Below are 19,949 nucleotides of genomic sequence, written 5' to 3' on the forward strand. Positions count from 1 at the left end.
GGCCCAATTCTTGCGTCTAAAAGAAAACTGGCTATCTTTGTTAAGTAGCAAGCGAGAGTAGCTCAGTTGGTAGAGCATCAGCTTCCCAAGCTGAGGGCCACGGGTTCGAATCCCGTTTCTCGCTCTAAATCATTCAAGTATCTTCTTTCCGGTTCCTTAAGATGGGTAAGTGTAGAGTTCTCAATTTCCCCCGCTATTACCAAGTTCTAGCATTTGTCCTTTTAGTATCGGTGGCCAGTTGTACGGCACCCCGTTCCGTGATCCAGTCTGGCAGGGTTACCCCGCACGGGGAGTTCAAGGTGGGGGCCAACTTTGGGGGGAACATCGCCTCAGAACCCATTAGTCAGCTTAAAGACGTGGGCGAAGATGCCATCAAGGCGCTCGCGAACCGTGATTCTGTGTACTATGACGGGCTGGTGAAATCGGCTACGAAGGCTGCTATTGCCTATACCTTGGACCCGGTAGGACCCAACTTTGATTTCTATGTGCGCTACGGGGTGCTCCCCCGCGTGGATGTGGGCTATAAATATGCCTCGGGGGTACACGTGCTGGATGCCATGTATCAGTTCATGGGGCCGTTGGCTGGTTCTGCCAAGAGCGCCGAAAGATGGTATGGCAGCGTAGGCTTTCAGTACGCCGGGCAGAAATCAGACGTCCTGTCCAAGATTTTCCTGGACAAGCTTTCTCCCATCCTGCAGTTTGAAGCTTCCAGAAGAGATGTGCTGGTGCCGTTGGTGTTCAGCCGGTCGTTCGGGGTAGATGAAGAGTTCGGGAACATCTCCTTCGGGGTGGCTTACAACCACACCTTCGTGGAATACGGTTTGGTGCCCGGCAGACTCTATGAAAAAGTGGGCGATGGTAAAGCCGTGCAGCTAGAAGGCCTCACCAGAAAGGGAAACTTCCCGTCTTACGGCCTGTTCGTGAATGCCAAGATAGGTGCTAAACGCATTTTCCTGCTGCCCGCACTCTCTATGTTCTACCAGAATTACGGCACCTTTGAACTCCTGAAAGGCGAGCAGGTAGATTACTCCGGTATCACCATTGTACCTTCTATAGGTCTGCAGATTGGGCTGGGTCAAGGCAAAGCAGGAAGATAATTACCTGATTTAGAGGTTGTTTTTCTCAAATCGGGCGCTAAACAAAAATGCATTGTAAACGAAGAAGCCCTGGGCTGATGTCTTTCATCTGCCCAGGGCTTCTCTTTTTAGCTTGTTTTTCAGGAAGTCCTGTAAAAGCTTTAGCGTAGCAAGTAAGCAACCATCAACAGGAAGCTATAGACAATGTCATAGCTCTTGAACTTCTCGCGCAGCATTTTCAGGGCCTTGTTGATGTGGTTCTCTATGTTGCTGTTGCTGGTGTTCAAAGCGGAGGCGATCTCGGTGTTGCTCAGGCCCTCGGTGCGGCTCATGACAAACACTTGGCGCCTCACCGGCGGCATAGAGGCGCAGGCCTCTTCAAACAATTGCACCAGCTCCTTGTGCTCCAGGGTGGTTTGGGTGGAGTTTTCAGAAATTGCCCCATAATCGGCCAGGTACTGGCCAAAGGCGAACTCGTACACCCGGTGGCGGGCTTTGTTGTACACCAGGTTCTTGGCGGTGGTGAACAGGTACCCGTCAAGGTTCTGGGCAGGGTCCAGGGAACTGCGGCGTTCCCACACTTTCAGGAAAACTTCCTGCACTATCTCTTCGGCATCTTCGCGGTTCCTAACCAGTTTCATGGCAAAGGCAAAAAGCTTGGGTTCCAGTTTCCGGTACAGACGCTCAAAGGCCGCCACGTTGCCCGTGGTTAAGGCCTCAATGTCTTCCCCGAAACTTTCCCTGCTTTCTGTTTGCATGGTTTCTTGGTTAAAGTACCTGTCTTTCATGCTACTACAATCTCTCTCTTCCAAACTCCTCAGATCTCCTTTTGAAGTAGTCAATTTCAAAAACCTAAAATACTCAGGATAAATGTAGACCATTTTATAGAAAAAACAAAAACCGAAACTTTTGTTAAAAATATTTGAAAACGGAGGTGGTGCAAGCCCAGGGTTAAGTGTAGTAAGGAAAAGCGCTAATCTTTTATAACCCATGGATCAACACTTACTAGACCGTTTTTACAAGGGGGCATGTACCCCTGATGAGGTGAAGGCGGTATTGGAGTGGTTTAAGAATCAGAAACTTACCCCTGAGCAGGAGCTTGAAATGAAGGAGCTGTGGGCGCAGGCGGGACACCACCAGTCTGAGCCGGCTTACGCACATGACGCAGATAAAACCTGGCGCAGTTTAGAGGCCCTTATTCAAAAAGACACCCAAAACCAGGAGCCCGAAGCCAAGGTGCTGCCCCTGCAGCCAAACGCCTGGACCAAATGGATGCGCGTAGCCGCCGCCATTCTGCTGCCCCTGGGCTTGATCTGGTTTGTGGCCTCGCAATACTTTCAAAAGGAGATGGTCGTTGGGAAAATGATGGCCGTGCAAACTGCCCCCGGCGAGTGGAAAACCGTGCAACTGGAAGACGGGTCCTCGGTGGTGATGCGGCCGGGCAGCAAGGTGCGCTACCTGGTGCCTTTTGCCCAGAACAGAAGAGACATCTCGCTGGAGGGCGAGGCTTTCTTCCAGGTGGCCAAAGACAAAAACCGCCCCTTTGTGGTAAAGTCAGGCACTATCTATACCCAGGCCCTGGGTACCTCCTTCAATATCAGATACCAGTCTAAAGACACCGCTATCTCTGTGGCGCTGGCTACCGGTGTGGTGAAAATCAGCAAAGGAGAGACCGGAGAGGAAACCACCTTGGCCAAATTGGTGCCGGGGCAGCAACTGGTGTTCAACCGCAGAAACCAGAGACATGCCGTGGATACCTATAAAGCAGAGGAAGTGCTGGGCTGGAAAGACGGGGTGCTTTATTTCAAAAAAGCCAGCTTAGAAGAAGTGGTAAATAAAATAGAAAACTGGTACGGCGTGCAAGTTGAAGTGCAAGGCATGGGGCCAGCCAGTAAAGAAACGTGGAGCTACACCGGTGAATACAGACAGCAAAGCCTGCCCCAGGTACTGGAAGGCATTGGCTTTGTGAAGAACTTTACTTACCAGGTGAACCAGAACCAAGTGCAGATAACCTTCAAAAGACCATGAGCTTATGAGAAGATGACTTGTTCTTTTAACAGGTAAGCCACTGGGTGGCCTACCTGTCAACTACCTCCGGAAACCAGATGTTGGCGCATCCAGATCCATGAGGCAATTCAAACACTAAATACTAAACACTCTCAATATATGGAAAAAAACGTTTACGGCGTCCTGAAAGGAATGTCCTGGAAAGCTTTGGCGGTATTTGTGCTGCACCTGGCTTTCTTCTCATCTGGTTTTGCCGCACCCGGCAAGGCACCGGTGAGCACTATTCAAAAAACCAAAATCACTCTCTCCATCACTAACGGCACCCTGCAGGAATTCTTCCGGAAGGTAGAGGCCGAGACCCTGTTCAAGTTCACGTTTGATGAGAACGAAGTGCCTAGCCGGTCTAAGGTATCGGTGCAGGCCAAGAATGAACCCTTGGATAAAGTCCTGGAGAAAGTAGCGGCTACCACCAACCTGGAGTTCAAACAGGTGAATAACAACATTCATGTGCGCACCAGAAATACCAGAGCAGCGCAACCAAAAGCTTCTGTGGCTCCGGTGGTACAGGACGGTTTCCGGGTTTCTGGTAAAGTGACCGATGAGAACGGCACCGGATTGCCCGGCGTTACCGTTTCCGTGAAAGGGACCACCAATGCCACTTCCACCGACGTGAACGGAGGCTTCTCTTTGAACGTCCCAAACGGAACCGGCACCCTGGTGCTCTCTTACATCGGGTACATGACCCAGGAAGTAGCCATTGAAAGCCGTTCTACCATCAACGTAGCCCTGGCTCCAGATACCAAATCCTTGCAAGAGGTAGTGGTGATTGGGTATGGTACGCAGAAAAAAGAAGACATTACCGGTTCTGTATCAGTTATTGACAACGAAGCCTTTGACGCCCGCCCTAACACCCAGGTGGGGAACCTGATCCAGGGTAAAACCGCCGGTGTGCAGGTATTGACCAACTCTGGAAAGCCATCAGCGGGTTTCAACATCCGCATCCGGGGTACCAGCTCTATTACCGCCAACAGTGATCCTTTGTACGTGGTAGACGGCGTGCCTTCTACAGACACCAGAAGCCTGAACCCCGCCGATATTGAAAGCATCTCTATCTTGAAAGACGCTTCTTCTGCCGCTATTTACGGTGCGCAGGGTGCCAACGGGGTAGTGTTGATTACCACCAAACGCGGTAGAACCGAAAAACCTACCTTTGAATTCAGCACCTATACTGGGGTTTCCCAGGTTTGGAACACGCTGGACGTTTTGAACGCCGAGCAGTACCGTGACCTGATGACTGAGCTGGGCCAGAACACAGACTGGAGCCGCTACCAGGAGAATACTGACTGGCAGAAAGAAGTTTTCCAGAACGGAAGTTCTTTGAACTACCAGTTAGCCGTTTCCGGGAAGACCGACAAAACCAACTACTACATCTCTGGCGGTTGGATGAAGCAGAACGGCGCCGTGCGTAGCTCTACCATGGACCGCGCCAGCTTTAAAGTGAACCTAGAGCAGAAGCTTTCCAACTGGTTAACCGTGGGGACCAACATGGGCTACACCCGCTACCATGACGTAGACGTAGCCGATAACCAGTCTGTAAACCAGGGCGGGGTAATCCTGGGCGTATTGTCAACCCCGCCAGTAATTGGAATATACAACGCTAACGGAACCTTCACCAGCAACCCGTTCCAGGACTGGGAAAACCCTATCTCCAGCACCGACGGTTCTGACCGCAACTACCGTAACCAACGCTTATTAGGCAACGTGTACGGCGAAGTGCAATTGCTGAAAGGCCTTAAATACCGCGCCAACTTTGGTATTGACTACATCAGCGCCATCAACGACTACTTCCTGGATCCGTTCAGAACCAGCTATGGCCGCGCCAGAAAAGGGATTGGCCGTAACAGCACCAACCTCACCAACTACTGGATTCTGGACAACACCCTTTCTTACGCCAAAACCGTGGGTCAGCATAACTTCAGCGCCATGGTGGGTTCTGTGCAGCAGAAATTTGATTGGGAAAACAGCAGCATTGAGCGCACTGAGTTCTCTGGAACCGCGGTGACTACCCCAGGCGCTGGTGCCGTAATTCAGTCAGCTACTGCTGACAAATCTGAGAAAGCTAATACCTCCTTCATTAGCCGAGTTACCTATGATTTTGCCAATAAATACCTGGTGACTGCCAATTTCAGAGCAGATGCTTCCTCTGTGTTCGGTCCGGAAGTGCGTTGGGGCTACTTCCCATCAGCGTCTTTGGGCTGGAGAGTCTCAGAAGAGACCTTCTTTCCTAAAACCAACGTGGTGAACGATGTTAAACTGAGAGTAGGTTGGGGATTGGTTGGAAATGACACTGGTTTAGGGGCATATGCATTTAGACCGCTCGTAGGATATGGTGCTAATTATCCAATTGGTGGCACTGCCCAACCTGGTAGCTATCCTGCATCTATTGGGAATTACCAATTGGGCTGGGAAGCATCAGAGCAAACCAACGTGGGCTTGGATGTCGCTTTCCTGAATTCCCGTATTGCGTTAACCATTGATGCTTACCTAAAGAAAACCACAGATCTCTTACTTCCAGTGGAAGTGCCAAGATCAACCGGTTATAACGGCGGTGATGCCAACGTGGGCCGACTGGATAACAAAGGTCTTGAATTTCTGGTGAGCTCACAGAACCTGGTGGGTGATTTCTCTTGGACCACTGACCTGAACTTGTCATTCAACAGAAACAAAGTAATAAACGTTTTAGGCCAGAGCTTCCCCGGTGGAGGAGTGGCTGGTAGAGGTGACGTAGGCTTGTCAAGAGAAGGTTCTCCGCTGGCCCTATTCTACGGATATCGGTGGGGTGGGGTAGACCCAACTACTGGTATGGCGTACTACATCAACAAAAACGGTGAAAGCACTTTCACGCCTTCACCAGATGATCGCACTATAATTGGTAACCCCAACGCAGACTTCATCTACGGGGTAACTAACACCTTCTCCTACAAAAACTTTGGTTTGAGCATCTTCTTGCAAGGCTCGCAGGGCAACGACATCTTCAACGCTACCCGCATTGAAATGGAAGGTATGTCTGACCCGAAAAACCAAGGCATCGCTGTTCTGAATCGTTGGAGAAAAGACGGAGACATTACGGATATCCCGAGAGCGGTTTGGGCCAATACAGACAATTCACGCATCTCTTCCCGCTTTGTGGAAGACGGTTCCTACGTGCGTTTAAAAACCCTTACCCTCAGCTACAATTTGCCTACTACGCTGTTGTCTAAGATCAAAATGAACAACCTGCGCCTCTATGCCACCGGCGAGAACCTGTTCACCATCACAAACTATTCAGGGTTTGACCCAGAGGTTAACGCCTTTGGTGGCAGCAACAGAGCGCAGGGTATTGATTTTGGTACTTATCCGCAGACACGCAACTTAATCTTAGGCCTGAATCTTTCCTTCTAATCAAGCAGATATGAAACTGAATAGAATAGCAATATATACACTGGCCGGCGCTCTCTTGATGGGAGCCCCAGCCTGCGATGATTTCCTGGAACTAGCACCAATTTCTCAGGCAACTGTAGATAACGCCTATAAAACCGCTAGCGATGCTGAGGCGGCACTAACCGGCGTTTATGAGTCGTTTCAGGCAGAGTACTACATCTGGGATAACTTGGTGTTCAGCGAGATTCTCTCTGATAACTATTATGCCGGGGGTGACAACGCCGAGATCTTTGCCGTTGACAACGTAGCCATCACGCCTACCAACAGCCGTCTGTGGAACAACTGGAGCCAGATCTACAACGCCATTGCCAAAGCCAACGTGGTGTTGCAGAAGGTACCTCAGATCACAGACCCGCAGTTATCAGAAACCCGCAAAAACCAAATCTTAGGCGAGGCTGCTTTCCTGCGCGCATACCATTACTTCCAACTGGTGAAAATGTGGGGCGGTGTTCCGTTGGTGTTAGAGCCAGTAACTTCGCTTGATCCAGCTACGACTCAAAAGCCCCGCGCCACCGAGGTTGAGGTCTACAACCAGATTGTGGCCGACCTGACCTTTGCCTTGGAAAACAGACTGCCTGATACCTACGGAGAGAATGCCAGCGTGAACAAAGCCCGTGCTACCCGTGGTGCCGCCAACGCCTTGTTAGCGAAAGCCTGGGCCCAACGCCCAGACCGCGACTACAACAAAGTGCTGCAGTACGCCGATGCCGTGATCAACAGCCCGGCCAATTACCAGCTGCTGAGCAACTTCAACGATCTGTTTGACGGTGCCCATTACAACAATGCCGAGTCTATCATGGAGGTGCAGTTCATTGGCGGAAACGAAGCCAACTGGGGTCCTCAGATGCTGCTCCCACCGTCTTTGAGCGGCGACACCTGGCGTAAATTCATGACCCCGTCGCATGACCTGGTGAATGCCTACAACTCTGAGAACGACAACGTCCGGAGAAACACCACCATCTTGTTTGAGAATGCGCCTTGGTCAGATGAGTTCTGGTCAGTGAGCACCGGCGGAAGCGTGCCATTCGCATACCGCTGGAAAAGCGCCAACGGCTGGGCTAGCACCAACCGCCAGTACCTCTTCAGACTGGCAGATATCATGCTCCTGAAAGCCGAAGCCCTGAACGAACTGGGCCGCCTGGAAGAAGCCAGAACCGTGCTGAACGCCGTGCGCAGAAGAGTAAACCTGGGCGCGAATACCTCCACTACCAAAGAGGATATGAGAATGGCCATCCTGAAAGAGCGCCGTCTGGAGCTGGCCCAGGAAGGTCACCGTTGGGATGATCTGCGCCGTTACGGCGTGGCTGCCCAGGTGATGAACAGCCTCAATGAGATTGACCTGCGCACCAATACCCGCAAGGAGTACAACGTAGCGCCCCATGAGCTGTTCCTGCCTATCCCTCAGTCAGAAATCAACCGTAACCCGCAGTTGACGCAAACCTCGGGTTATAACTAATCCTTCGGCCGCAAGGCACCCGTCTCAGAACCTTTCCCCCGGGGTTCTGTTTCAGGGCTGATTTTAGAAAAACAGTCCTGAAATAACTGGTCCCGCAAATACTTTGCGGGGCCAGGAAGGAAGGTTGCAGGTGTTTGCCAAAGATCCTCTTCAAGAATTCATGTCTAAAAAATAGTCATCATGAAAAAGATAAACGTGTTTTTCCAGCTCCTGGCCCTGCTGTTTGTGGTGGGCGCCTGCGAGGAGCAAGATAATATTGAGCCGGTGGGCAACTGGGAGCTGAGTGCCCCGGTGCTGGCTAACCCGGCAGAAAATGCCACCATCACCCTGGATCAGGCCAGCCCTAACGCCACTACCCGTTTTGAGTGGGCTCCGGCAATGTCCAGCAAGAACTATGGCGTCACCTACAGATTGGTTATTGACTCTGCCGCCAACGCAGATTTCAGCACGCCTATCCTGAGCATGCCTACCGGCAACGGCGGGAAAAACCTGTTCATCACGCCTACCGCGGTGCAGATTGACCAAGCCTTGTCCATGGCTGGTTATGACGCCAACGCCGTGGCCCAGTTGAAATGGGCCGTGGTTGCCCAGTCATTGAGCAAGGAAACCGTGTCTGCAGGCAAGCCTATCTCCATCAAACGTTTCGTAAACGAGACGCACCCAGACCGCCTGTACATCTCCGGTACGGCCACTGAGAAAGGCGCTGATGTAAGCCAGGCCATTCAGATGCGCCCATTGAAAGACGCCAACGGAAACCGGACCAACGTATTTGAAGTGTACACCCGTTTAACCGAAGGCGGTACTTTCAGATTCTATAGCCAGCAGAACGCCACCTCTGTGGTGTACGGCGCGGGCACAGACGGTGTGCTTCGTAAAAAGGGAGCTCCTATTGCTGCTCCGGGTGCCGGGACTTACCGCATTACCGTAGACCTGAACACAAACAAAATCAGCTTCCTGAAGATTGACAGATGGAGCGTGATTGGCGGTGCATTTGCCGGCGGTTGGAATACCGAGGAGCCGCTCGCGTACCAGGGCAACGGGGTTTGGAAAGCCTCTCTGGACGTTGAGAAAACCGAGGGCTTCATTTTTAGAGCCAACGGTGACTGGGGTTACCTCATGAAACGTGTGAAAGGCACCAGCAACCAACTGGTAATGGAGTCTCAGGCCCCAGCCGGTACGTTTGAAGACATCCCGGCTACGGCTACTGGTCGTCATATCGTGACCTTGAACCTGTCTGGTGAGCAATACACTTACTCTCTGCAGAAAGACACCTCGGTACCACCTCCGGCCACTATCCCGGATAAACTCTTCTTATTGCAAGGCAACACGGTGGTGGCTGAATTCACCAAAGACGGTAACACGTTCAAATCAAACGTGTTCCTGGCGCTGGAGGCAAGCAAAGAATACAGACTGAACTCTGCCAATGACGGTTCTGGTACTTCTTTCACCACTACCGCCAAAATAGGCGAGACCACCACTCCAAACGCAGATGCGGTATCTATGCCGGTTGATTTCGGGACTGGTAATGCAGGGATCGTGGTTTCCCGTGACCAGGCTTACCAACTCACCCTGAACTTCCAGACCGGTAAGCTTACCTGGAAGTACTACAACATCAAACTTTTCCACTGGGATGATGCCGGCGGAGGCTGGGATGCCCGTAATGAGTACCTCATGACCTACAAGCACCCTTATACCTTTGAAGGTACATTCGCACTAAAGGCCAACTATGACCTGAAGTTCAACTCCCCTTGGGATGTGCAGTTCGGGACCAACAGCACGGCGCTGACCGGAACCATGACCAACGGAGGTCCTAACTACAAAGGCATCACGCAGGCTGGTAATTACAAAACCACCATCACCGTCACTAACGATTACAAAACCGCCGAGTATTCGTTTGTGAAACAATAATCAGAACGGGCGCTTCGGCTTCAGGAGAAGGAAGAAGCGCCCGTTTTCTTTCAAAAAAGGTGCAGGTATACCTTGCGTAGTTTTAGGGCCGATTTCTTGAAAAGAGACCTGAAACACCTGAAGCCTGCCAACAAAAAAGCTGTTCGCGAAGCTCGCCCAGTTAGGTGTTAGCCAAGCGCAGCCGTGTGTTTCATGAGACAGGTTCAAGCAGACCTCTTGTAAGCTAAACCTGTCTGTTCAAAGCGTAACCATGGGAAGTCCTTTCTTTAAAAAAATATCTAAACTGAGTGCGCTAGCATTACTGGTTGGTTCCTTGACCAGCTGCGGCGGTGACTCTGACCCAACTCCGTCCCCCCCGCCACCCCCGGGCGGTAACGGTTCCAGCCAGGTAGCTTTCTGGCTCACCAACCCAGACAAATCGGTGCTGTTCAAGAAGCAGAACGTGACCCTGAACTTCAAAGCCGAATCCAACAATAACCTCACCATAGATATAGACACTACCCAGACCTACCAGACCGTGGATGGCTTTGGGTACACCTTAACCACTGGTAGCGCCTACGTGCTCAACCAGATGGCCGCCACCAGCCGCGCCGATCTGTTGAAAGAATTATTTGCGGTGGACAACGAAGAGGGTACCATTGGGGTGAGTTACCTGCGCCTGAACGTAGGTGCCTCTGACCTGAGCCCCACCGTGTACTCGTACCAGGATGTGATGGGTACAGCCTTCAGCCTGGCACCGGACCAAGCCTATTACATTCCGGTGCTCAAGGAGATTCTCGCCATCAACCCGAACATCAAACTACTGGCCTCGCCGTGGAGTCCTCCGGCCTGGATGAAAACGAACAACAGCCCCAAAGGCGGTTCCCTGAAAGCGGAGTACTACGATGATTACGCCGACTACCTGGTGAATTACATCCAGGGCATGAAAGCGGCCGGCATCACCATTGACGCCATCACCATTCAGAACGAACCCCTGCACGACGGCAACAACCCCAGCATGTACATGTCGGCGCAGGATCAGGCGAACTTCGTGAAGAACAACATCGGGCCGGCGTTGCGCGCCGCGAACCTGGCGACCAAGATCATCCTATATGATCATAACCTGGATCGCGTGGACTACCCCATCAGCATCATGGACGATCCGGCGGCAAAGCAGTATGTAGATGGATCGGCCTTTCACCTGTACGCCGGGAACATTGCCGGTATGACCACCGTGCACAATGCCCACCCAGACAAGAACGTGTACTTCACCGAGCAATGGGTAGGCGCCCCGGGCGATTTCTCCGCAGACCTGAAATGGCACATGACCAACGTGGTTATCGGGAGTATGCGCAACTGGAGCAAGAACGCCCTGGAGTGGAACCTAACCGCTGACCAGAACAACCAACCATTCACTCCTGGCGGCTGTAACACCTGTCTTCCTGCCGTAACGGTAAACGGAAACACTGCTACCCGCAACGTAGCCTACTACATCATCGCGCACGCGTCTAAGTTTGTACGGCCCGAATCGGTACGGGTGAAATCTACGCTTCTGAATGCCCAGAACACTGAGATGTTCAGCACTCTGCAGCACGTAGCGTTCAAGAACCCGGCAGGTAAAAAGGTGTTGCTGGTCCTGAACGAAACCGGTTCTAATCAGACCTTCAACATCCGGTACCGCGGCCAGATTGTCTCCTCTACTCTGAGAGGCGGCGCCACGGGTACCTACGTGTGGTAATTCTTATTCTGTTTCGGGGCTGATTTGCTTAAAGCAGCCCCGAAACAGATTTCTGTCCTGCAGTGAAGCAGTACGTTTTACATTTTGAATTCAGACCCAGCTAGAAGTAAGATTCTAAAGCGATTCTCCACCCCTTTGTCATCCTGAAAGGATCTTGTGAACGAACCAGGTAGGCCTTTCTTAGACGCTATTACAGTTTGCCCACAAGATCTTTCCAAGATGACAAAAAGAGGAGGGCGGTTGTGGTCGAAACCTTAGCTGCAAGGCTAACTCTACTGAGCCAACATCATTTTAATACCTTTTCATGATTCATTCCCTCAAAAAACAGTGGGTACACACCCTGCTCATCGGTGGGCTTTGCCTAGGCGGTGCGGTGGGCTGTACCTCTAACAAAGGCTTTTTCTCTAAGAACGAGGCCGATCTTTGGCTGACCAATCCTGATAAATCTTCGCTGTTCCAGAAGCAGGCGCAGCCGTTGGCGTTTACAGATGCGGCGGCTACTTCAGCAGTCATTGACATTGATGACCAGCAGACATTCCAGACCATCGATGGTTTCGGATACACGTTAACCGGCGGCAGCGCGTACCACCTGCACAAAATGACTCCGGCGGCAAGAGCAGCTATCCTGAAAGAACTCTTCGCGACGGACGGAAACAATATTGGCGTGAGTTACCTGCGCGTGAGCATAGGCGCGTCTGATCTGGATGAGAAGGTGTTCTCCTACAATGACCTGCCCGAGGGCCAGACCGATCCCAACCTGGAGAAGTTCAGCCTGGCGCCGGACCGTGAGTTCCTGCTTCCGGTTTTGAAGGAGATTCTGGCTATTAACCCCAAAATCATGATCTTGGGCTCGCCATGGTCACCGCCCACCTGGATGAAGACGAACAACAACTCCAAAGGCGGTTCCCTGAAGCCGGAGTGGTACGATGCTTACGCCAAATACTTCGTGAAATACGTGCAGGAAATGGCCAAAGAAGGCATCACCATCGATGCCATCACGGTGCAGAACGAGCCTTTGCACCCGGGCAACAATCCTAGTTTGTTGATGCTGGCGCCCGACCAAGCGGTGTTCGTGAAGAACCATTTAGGGCCTGCTTTTCAGAAAGCGAACGTGAAAACCAAGATCATTATTTACGACCACAACCTGGATCGTCCGGATTACCCTATCACTATTCTGAACGATCCGGAGGCGAAGAAATACATTGACGGCTCAGCGTTTCACCTGTACGGCGGCAAGATTGAGGCGATGTCTGAGGTGCACAATGCCCATCCAGACAAGAACGTGTACTTCACCGAGCAGTGGATTGGAGCACCCGGCAAGTTCCCCGGCGACCTGAAATGGCACGTGCGTGAACTCATCATAGGCGCTCCCCGCAACTGGTCCCGCAACGTATTGGAATGGAACCTGGCCGCCGATCCGCAGCAGAAGCCCCACACACCCGGCGGTTGCACCGAGTGCTTAGGCGCCCTGACCATCGACGGCGACAAGGTGATCAGGAACCCAGCCTACTACATCATCGCGCACGCATCAAAGTTTGTGCGTCCGGGCTCGGTGAGAATTGCCTCTAACATCCCTGCCAGCCTTCCGAACGTCGCTTTCAAAACCCCGAAAGGCGAGCGCGTGGTCATTGTGCTGAACGATGGCGAGGCCTCCCAGACCTTCAACATCCGGCACAAAGGCAAAACCGTAGCGGCTACGTTAGCGGCAGGCGCGGTAGGCACGTACGTGTGGTAATATTCAAGTAGGAGGGAGGAGAAGCTTGCAGGGTTCTGTTTTTAAGCCGATTTTCTAAAAATGTGCTCAAAACGGTTTTATTTTGCTAACCCAAAATTCTCTACTCACTCATTCTCTCAATCAATCCATCACTCATTCCAAAAGATGAAGAAAATACAATCCCTCGCTTCTCTCACTTTGCTGGCAGCGGGCCTCGCGTTTTCCTGCTCGCAGGTGAAAACGAGCCAAAGCAAAACCGGCAACAATAACTTTCAGGTAGAAAACCGCTCGGTAACGGTGTACACCACCGCCAAGGACACCGAGCACCGCCTGTCGCAGACCGGAACCATGCGGTTCCAAGATTTCGGGCAGCCGCTGGAGACGCAGGTATGCGTGTTCGTGGACCCCAGCAAGACCTTCCAGACGATGGTGGGAATTGGGGGCGCCATCACCGATGCCACTGCCGAGACCTTCGCGAAAATGCCGAAGGACAAGCAGCAGGAAATCATGAAAGCCTACTATGATCCCACCAGCGGCATCGGGTACACGCTGGGCAGAACCACTATCCACAGCAGTGACTTCTCCAGCGGCTCGTACACCTACGTGGAGGACAACGACAAAGAACTGAAGACCTTCAGCGTGAAGCACGATGAGCAGTACCGTATTCCGTTCATCAAGCAGGCTATTCAGGCCGCGGGCGGAAAACTGACCATGTACGTGAGCCCCTGGAGCCCTCCGGCCTGGATGAAAGACACCAAAACCATGCTGCGCGGCGGGAAACTGTTGCCTGAGTATCGTCAGAACTGGGCGAACTACTACATCAAGTTCATCAACTCGTATGAGCAGGCGGGCATTCCAATCTGGGGCCTGAGCGTGCAGAACGAACCAATGGCGAAGCAAACCTGGGAATCCTGCATCTTCACCGGCGAGGAAGAGCGCGATTTCATCAAGGAGTATCTAGGACCAACGCTGCACAAAAGCGGCATGAAAGACAAAAAACTCATTGCCTGGGACCACAACCGCGACCTCATCTACCAACGCGCCAGCACCGTCCTGAACGACCCAGAGGCTGCTAAATACGTGTGGGGCATCGGCTACCACTGGTACGAGACCTGGACCGGCTCTGACATGCTGTTTGACAACCTGCGCAAAGTGAAAGAAACCTTCCCCGAGACCAACCTCATCTTCACCGAGGGCTGCATTGAGAAGTTCGATTTCAACCGCATTAACGACTGGGCTTTGGGCGAGCGCTACGGCTACTCCATGGTGAACGACTTCAACGCCGGTACCGCTGCCTGGACCGACTGGAACATGGTGCTGGACGAGAAAGGCGGCCCTAACCACGTAGGTAACTTCTGCTTCGCACCTATCCACGCCGATACCCGCAATGGCAAAGTGCTCTACACCAACAGCTATTACTACCTGGGCCATTTTTCCAAGTTCGTGAAGCCGGGTGCCAAGCGCATCATCAGCTCGTCTAACCGCGATGCCCTGCAAACCACCGCCTTCCTGAACCCAGACGGAAAGGTTGCCGTGATCGTGCTCAACACCACAGACAAGCCGCTGGACTACAAACTCTGGATCAACGGCAAAGCCGCCGATGCCAAGAGCCTGCCGCACTCCATCGCCACGCTGGTGCTGTAATTAATTATTTCAGGATTTACTTTTTTGGGACAGACGCAGGTGCAAACTTGCGTCTGCCTTTTTTAGGGCCATTTTTAAGAAAACAGGTTGAAAGCGGAAGGTGATGATCTTCACTTACTCTTGCTGAATGTCCCCTTTGAAGGGGGTAGGGGGATGACAAGGCCGCGTCAGGAACCAATAGCTTTTACTAAAAGCAGTTGCGCACCTCATATAAGGGCAACCACAAGGGATTGCCCCTGTATTATGCTCGGGAATGCGAGGGACCAGCACGAGTAATCATCGCCCTACCCCCTTCAAAGGGGGACGGAATGCTTAATCGGCTAAAACAACCAATTTTTCTACTTATACAATCAAGCTTTCTAAAGAACTCCAAAGCATATAACCTTAACCAATGAAACTTAAACTCTCTTCTCTGGCCCTGGCGGTGTTGCTCAGCTCCGGCGCCATGGCGCAGAAGAAACCCGCCAAGGTGAACACTGCCAACCTTGACCAACGGGTGAACGACCTGCTCCAGAAAATGACGCTGGAGGAAAAGGTAGGCCAGCTGAACCAATACACCGGCGATCAGGATGCCACCGGGCCCATCACCGCTTCGGGTGATAAAGTAGTCGATGTAAAGCAGGGCAAGATCGGCTCCATGCTGAACGTGCGCGGCGTGAAATTTACCCGCGCCCTGCAGGATGCAGCTATGCAGTCCAGGCTCAAGATTCCGCTGTTGTTTGGGCAGGATGTGATCCATGGCTACCGCGTGACCTTTCCTATTCCTCTAGCCGAGGCTGCCAGCTGGGACCTGAAAGCCATTGAGCAAGGCTCCCGCATTGCCGCTGCCGAGGCCGCCGCCTCTGGCCTCCATTGGACGTTTGCGCCTATGGTGGACATCGGACGTGACCCGCGTTGGGGCCGCGTGATGGAAGGCGCCGGCGAAGACCCCTACCTGGGTTCACTTATCGCCAGAGCCCGCGTGAAAGGTTTCCAGGGCGAAGGGTTGGGCAGCGTGGATGCCGTGATGGCCTGCGCGAAGCACTTCGCGGCGTACGGTGCCGCCATTGGGGGCCGGGATTACAACAGCGTGGAATTGAGCCCACGCACCTTGCATGAAATCTATCTTCCCCCGTTCAAAGCCGCTCTGGATGCCGGCGTGGCTACATTTATGAACTCGTTCAATGATATCAACGGGATTCCGGCCACCGGCAGCAGCTACCTGCAACGCGACATCCTGAAAGGCCAGTGGAAGTTCCAGGGCTTCGTGGTGAGCGACTGGGGTTCTATCGGCGAGATGATCGCCCACGGCTTCGTACAGGACAACAAGCACGCCGCCGAGGTGGCCCTGAATGCTGGCAGCGACATGGACATGGAAAGCCGCAGCTACATCAGCAGCCTGCCGCAACTGGTGCGCGAAGGCAAAGTAAAGGAAGAACTCATCAACGATGCCGTTCGCCGCATCCTCCGCAAGAAGTTTGAGCTAGGCCTGTTCGATGACCCGTACCGCTTCAGCGACGAGAAGCGCGAGAAGAAAACCCTGAACAAACCAGAGCACCTGGAAGCCGCCCGCGACGTGGCACGCAAAAGCATTGTGCTCCTGAAAAACGAAGGCCAGGTGTTGCCGCTTTCCAAAGACCTGAAGAATGTAGCGCTCATCGGCCCATTGGTGAAAGCCGAGAAAGACATGCAGGGCTTCTGGTCTATTGACTGGGGCAAGGAAGACAAGCTGGTGTCGCTATACGAAGGTTTGCAGAACCAAGCCGGAAAAACCAAATTGCTATACGCCAAAGGCTGCGAAGTGCAGGATACTTCCAGAGCCGGTTTCGCGGAAGCTTTAGCCGTAGCAAGGCAAGCCGATGTAATAGTAATGGCCGTAGGAGAGCAGGCCAATATGAGCGGTGAGGCCAAGAGCCGCGCCAACATCCACCTGCCCGGCGTACAGGAAGAACTCATCAAAGCCATTCAGGCTACGGGCAAACCGGTGGTGGTACTCATCATGGCCGGTCGTCCGCTGGTGTTTGACTGGACCGCCAAACACGTGCCTACCATCGCCTACACCTGGTGGCTGGGCAGCCAGGCCGGAAACGCCATCGCTGATGTGCTGTATGGCAAATACAACCCGTCCGGGAAACTGCCTATGACGTTCCCGCGCTCCGAAGGCCAGATTCCGATTTACTACAACTACTACAACACCGGTCGCCCGAGCCAGAACGACCAGGATACGAACTACCGCTCCGGCTACATAGACATGGTGAAAAGCCCGCAATACGCCTTCGGGCATGGGTTGAGCTACACCACGTTTACCTACAGCAACCTGGTGTTGAGCAAACCGGCCATGGGAAAAGGCGAAACCATCACAGCCTCGTTCACGCTCACCAACTCCGGCAAAGTAGCTGGCGAGGAAGTGGCCCAACTTTACCTGCGCGATGTAGTGGCCCAGCCCGTTCGTCCGGTGAAAGAACTGAAGGGTTTTGAGAAAGTAGCCCTGAAACCCGGCGAAAGCAAAACCATCACCTTCACTATTGATGCTGAGAAGTTGTCCTTCTACAACGACAACCTGGAGTGGATCACCCAACCCGGTCAGTTCCAACTCATGATTGGCACGGCATCGGACAACATTAAGCTGCAGCAAACTTTTGAGCTGAAGTAAAACTGCGCCCATCAAAAGAAAATCCCTGCCGCTTCTATCTCCTTTGATAGAGGCGGCAGGGATTTTTTATGTGGCAAGGTTATTATCTACCCCTCCAAACCAGATCTGTAAGGGCGATGATGTAAGAGTCGCCGGTGCGGGTGATGGTGTAGGAGGTAGGATAGTAGGCCGGGGTATCATGGATGAGTAATTGCCGAACCGGGCTTTCCACGGAGGTGCCTGGGGCCAGGCTCTGCAGATACGCCAGGGTGATCATGGGCTCCAGGAAAGTGACTTTGTCTTTGTTGGAACCATAGATGAAGGTCTTGCTGAAACCGGCAGGCGAGAACTCCGGAGAAGTAATGTCACTCCAGTGCAGACCCATGTGCGGAACGGCAAACGGAACCGGCCCGAAGGTATACACATCAGGGAAGACGCCTCTGGCCAGTAAGTCATACCCGCCTGGGTCAATCCCACCCATAATCCGGTGGATCTGCCCTTCGGTGATCATGTAAAAGTGGAAATCAAAATGCGGAAGGGTATACACGCCTTCTGGTTCATGTCCTTCTGGGTTCCAGCCTATCATAATGGTCTTGTATCCGGTGGCATGCAACGGGCCCGGTAACGGCAAGGCAATCTCCTGTACCTCATGCGGCAGGTTCTCCAGCGCATCCGCTGACAACTCTATCCCGATGGCGGTTGGTTTGCCCTGCACCCGCTCTACCCATACGCGGGCCGTGCCTCCCCATAAGTCCATGGTTCGTCCATAGATGATGTTAGATGAACTGCCTTTCCGGTCTTTGGATAGCATGCCACTGGGTTGTACATCCTCAGGGCTTTCGCAGCTGATCAGGAAGAATAACAGGAAGAGGAAAGATGCCATTGGGCGGCAGATTCCCAGAAGTATTGAATTTTTCATCAAGTTGGTTAATTAGGTGAGTGTAAAGCTGAACAGAACATCAGACGCCGTGCCCAGGTAGCGGCACGGTTAAGAAGGAGTAGAGAATAGGAAAGGGCTCTTCTGACGGAGAAGAGGAGGAGATGCTTACTGTTTTAAAGCAGAGGGGGACGCTCTGGCAGGTAGTAAGGTTGTGTGCGTACTGAGGCAGATAGAACAGAAGGCAGGCCCCAGCCGTAACTGAATAAAGCAGTTCCTTATTCAGTTACGGCTGCAAGCCCGGGCAAAGGGCCGCAGCAAATGCATGATCCCAGTGTGTGACTGCAGGTAAATACCTTCGGCAGGCACAGAACAACTTCAATGGATACTTTGCGGTGCCTTTGCTGAGGGCGATTCAACAAGGCATGGCGCCAAAGGTAATCTTGGAGAGTGTCAGAGTCTTGTAAAAATCCGACATTATGTTTACTGCCTGTTTTTATGATTCTGGCAGGAAAACAGTTTTGACCAGAACCGGGGCACTTCACAGAAAAGGGGCAGAATAGGAGTGTGCTTAAAAGGTGAGAAAGTTCTCCTGTTCTGCCAGGTAAACCGAAGGAAGCTCGCCGGTGATTTGTTTAAAGTCGCGGTTGAAGTGGGCCTGGTCTGCGTAGCCGCCCAGGTAGGAAAGCTGCGCCAGGCTGAGGGAAGGGTTCAAGGAGATGAGCTGCAGGACTTTGTTCAGGCGCGAGATGCGCATGTAGGTTTTGGGGCTAAGGCCCAGCTTGTTCTTGAATTCCCGCTCCAGTTGCCGCATCCCAATGCAGACCTCGTGGCTCAGGCACTCAACTGAGGTACCACCTTCCTGGCAGCGGATGAGGTTGGCGGCCAGCTGCACAAAGGACGGAGGCGCATCTGTGACCGGTATCTGCTTCAGGAAATAGGCGTCGGCGGCGTTTACCCGTTCCTCAAAGGTTTTGAGTTGCTTTAGCTTACGGCAGAAGGAAGAAAAGGAGGCGCCCAGCACTTCTTCCAGGTTGGCCGGGCAGTTGAGCAGCGTAGCGGCCGCTACCCCGAAGACCGCGTGCAAGGCCTCGGGCTTGAAACAGATCCCGAAAGTCTCCACCTCGTTCCTGAACTGCAGCACGTAAGGCACGGTCCAGAAACCAAAGAAAGAGAAAGCGTTGCTGGAAGGCTGTGGAGGTTTTCCCTTCAGGGTGCCACGCGCTTTGGGCAGGTGCAAGACCAATTCAATATACCCTGAGGGAAGTACTTTCTGCCTGAGCGTCGCCATGGATTTACCCCTGAACGTGCCCGACCAATACTGGGCAATAAAAGGCTGTAGGGCGGCCGTAGCGTTATGCCGTTGTATTTCTACCTCCATGCTCCTTCCTTAAATGACTTCAGTTGCCTGTTGAATCATCCATCGGGGGCAAACATCGGCTTGCCGCAAACTACCTGA

12 protein-coding genes and 1 tRNA gene are annotated in these 19,949 nt (G+C 52.8%); 10 read left to right on the forward strand and 3 right to left on the reverse strand.

The window, feature by feature from the left end:
* Positions 1-51 precede the first annotated feature (51 nt).
* Together J3P35_RS03155 and J3P35_RS03160 are read left to right on the forward strand one after the other, a co-directional pair.
* Positions 52-124 (forward strand) — tRNA-Gly (locus J3P35_RS03155).
* A gap of 133 nt (positions 125-257) precedes the next feature.
* Positions 258-1,097 carry a hypothetical protein gene (locus J3P35_RS03160; RefSeq protein WP_210462922.1) on the forward strand — a complete coding sequence of 280 codons (840 nt, stop codon included), beginning with the start codon at positions 258-260 and terminating at the stop codon, positions 1,095-1,097.
* Positions 1,098-1,237: 140 nt separating this feature from the next.
* Here the strand turns inward: J3P35_RS03160 and J3P35_RS03165 are convergent, their stop codons facing one another.
* Positions 1,238-1,834 carry an RNA polymerase sigma-70 factor gene (locus J3P35_RS03165; RefSeq protein WP_210462923.1) on the reverse strand — a complete coding sequence of 199 codons (597 nt, stop codon included), beginning with the start codon at positions 1,832-1,834 and terminating at the stop codon, positions 1,238-1,240.
* A 232-nt stretch (positions 1,835-2,066) separates the two neighbouring features.
* Between J3P35_RS03165 and J3P35_RS03170 the strand changes: the two genes are divergently transcribed.
* The 8 genes from J3P35_RS03170 (at position 2,067) to bglX (ending at position 17,634) form a co-directional block, all read left to right on the forward strand.
* Entirely contained in the window at positions 2,067-3,104 is a 1,038-nt protein-coding gene (locus J3P35_RS03170) for a FecR family protein (protein ID WP_210462924.1), read from the forward strand.
* A 138-nt stretch (positions 3,105-3,242) separates the two neighbouring features.
* On the forward strand, positions 3,243-6,524 hold the full coding sequence (locus tag J3P35_RS03175; RefSeq protein WP_246849925.1) for a TonB-dependent receptor: 3,282 nt from the start codon (positions 3,243-3,245) through the stop codon (positions 6,522-6,524).
* 10 nt (positions 6,525-6,534) lie between these two features.
* Positions 6,535-8,019 (forward strand): RagB/SusD family nutrient uptake outer membrane protein, encoded by a 1,485-nt coding sequence (locus J3P35_RS03180; protein ID WP_210462925.1) that lies wholly within the window; start codon positions 6,535-6,537, stop codon positions 8,017-8,019.
* A gap of 180 nt (positions 8,020-8,199) precedes the next feature.
* A complete protein-coding gene (locus J3P35_RS03185) occupies positions 8,200-9,927 on the forward strand; it encodes a SusE domain-containing protein (RefSeq protein ID WP_210462926.1) in 1,728 nt (575 codons plus the stop codon).
* Positions 9,928-10,177: 250 nt separating this feature from the next.
* On the forward strand, positions 10,178-11,644 hold the full coding sequence (locus J3P35_RS03190) for a glycoside hydrolase family 30 protein (RefSeq protein WP_210462927.1): 1,467 nt from the start codon (positions 10,178-10,180) through the stop codon (positions 11,642-11,644).
* A gap of 304 nt (positions 11,645-11,948) precedes the next feature.
* Positions 11,949-13,379 (forward strand): glycoside hydrolase family 30 protein, encoded by a 1,431-nt coding sequence (locus tag J3P35_RS03195; protein WP_210462928.1) that lies wholly within the window; start codon positions 11,949-11,951, stop codon positions 13,377-13,379.
* Positions 13,380-13,523: 144 nt separating this feature from the next.
* Positions 13,524-15,002 (forward strand): glycoside hydrolase family 30 protein, encoded by a 1,479-nt coding sequence (locus J3P35_RS03200; RefSeq protein WP_210462929.1) that lies wholly within the window; start codon positions 13,524-13,526, stop codon positions 15,000-15,002.
* A gap of 391 nt (positions 15,003-15,393) precedes the next feature.
* Complete coding sequence (gene bglX, locus J3P35_RS03205; RefSeq protein WP_210462930.1) at positions 15,394-17,634, forward strand: beta-glucosidase BglX; 2,241 nt, start codon at positions 15,394-15,396, stop codon at positions 17,632-17,634.
* Between the two features lie 82 nt (positions 17,635-17,716).
* Here the strand turns inward: bglX and J3P35_RS03210 are convergent, their stop codons facing one another.
* Entirely contained in the window at positions 17,717-18,532 is an 816-nt protein-coding gene (locus J3P35_RS03210; protein WP_210462931.1) for a hypothetical protein, read from the reverse strand.
* A 529-nt stretch (positions 18,533-19,061) separates the two neighbouring features.
* The gene (locus J3P35_RS03215; RefSeq protein ID WP_210462932.1) at positions 19,062-19,871 is read right to left on the reverse strand and encodes a helix-turn-helix domain-containing protein; all 810 of its coding nucleotides are present in this window, start codon (positions 19,869-19,871) and stop codon (positions 19,062-19,064) included.
* Positions 19,872-19,949 lie beyond the last annotated feature (78 nt).

Origin of the sequence: Rufibacter roseolus (assembly GCF_017916365.1) — a bacterium.
Taxonomy (GTDB): Bacteria; Bacteroidota; Bacteroidia; order Cytophagales; family Hymenobacteraceae; genus Nibribacter; species Nibribacter roseolus.

Coding starts and splice junctions, on each gene's coding strand:
- J3P35_RS03165 (WP_210462923.1), bottom strand. CDS start 1,834: ATGCAAACAGAAAGCAGGGAAAGTTTCGGGGAAGACATTGAGGCCTTA.
- J3P35_RS03170 (WP_210462924.1), top strand. CDS start 2,067: ATGGATCAACACTTACTAGACCGTTTTTACAAGGGGGCATGTACCCCT.
- J3P35_RS03175 (WP_246849925.1), top strand. CDS start 3,243: ATGGAAAAAAACGTTTACGGCGTCCTGAAAGGAATGTCCTGGAAAGCT.
- J3P35_RS03180 (WP_210462925.1), top strand. CDS start 6,535: ATGAAACTGAATAGAATAGCAATATATACACTGGCCGGCGCTCTCTTG.
- J3P35_RS03185 (WP_210462926.1), top strand. CDS start 8,200: ATGAAAAAGATAAACGTGTTTTTCCAGCTCCTGGCCCTGCTGTTTGTG.
- J3P35_RS03190 (WP_210462927.1), top strand. CDS start 10,178: ATGGGAAGTCCTTTCTTTAAAAAAATATCTAAACTGAGTGCGCTAGCA.
- J3P35_RS03195 (WP_210462928.1), top strand. CDS start 11,949: ATGATTCATTCCCTCAAAAAACAGTGGGTACACACCCTGCTCATCGGT.
- J3P35_RS03200 (WP_210462929.1), top strand. CDS start 13,524: ATGAAGAAAATACAATCCCTCGCTTCTCTCACTTTGCTGGCAGCGGGC.
- bglX (WP_210462930.1), top strand. CDS start 15,394: ATGAAACTTAAACTCTCTTCTCTGGCCCTGGCGGTGTTGCTCAGCTCC.
- J3P35_RS03210 (WP_210462931.1), bottom strand. CDS start 18,532: ATGAAAAATTCAATACTTCTGGGAATCTGCCGCCCAATGGCATCTTTC.
- J3P35_RS03215 (WP_210462932.1), bottom strand. CDS start 19,871: ATGGAGGTAGAAATACAACGGCATAACGCTACGGCCGCCCTACAGCCT.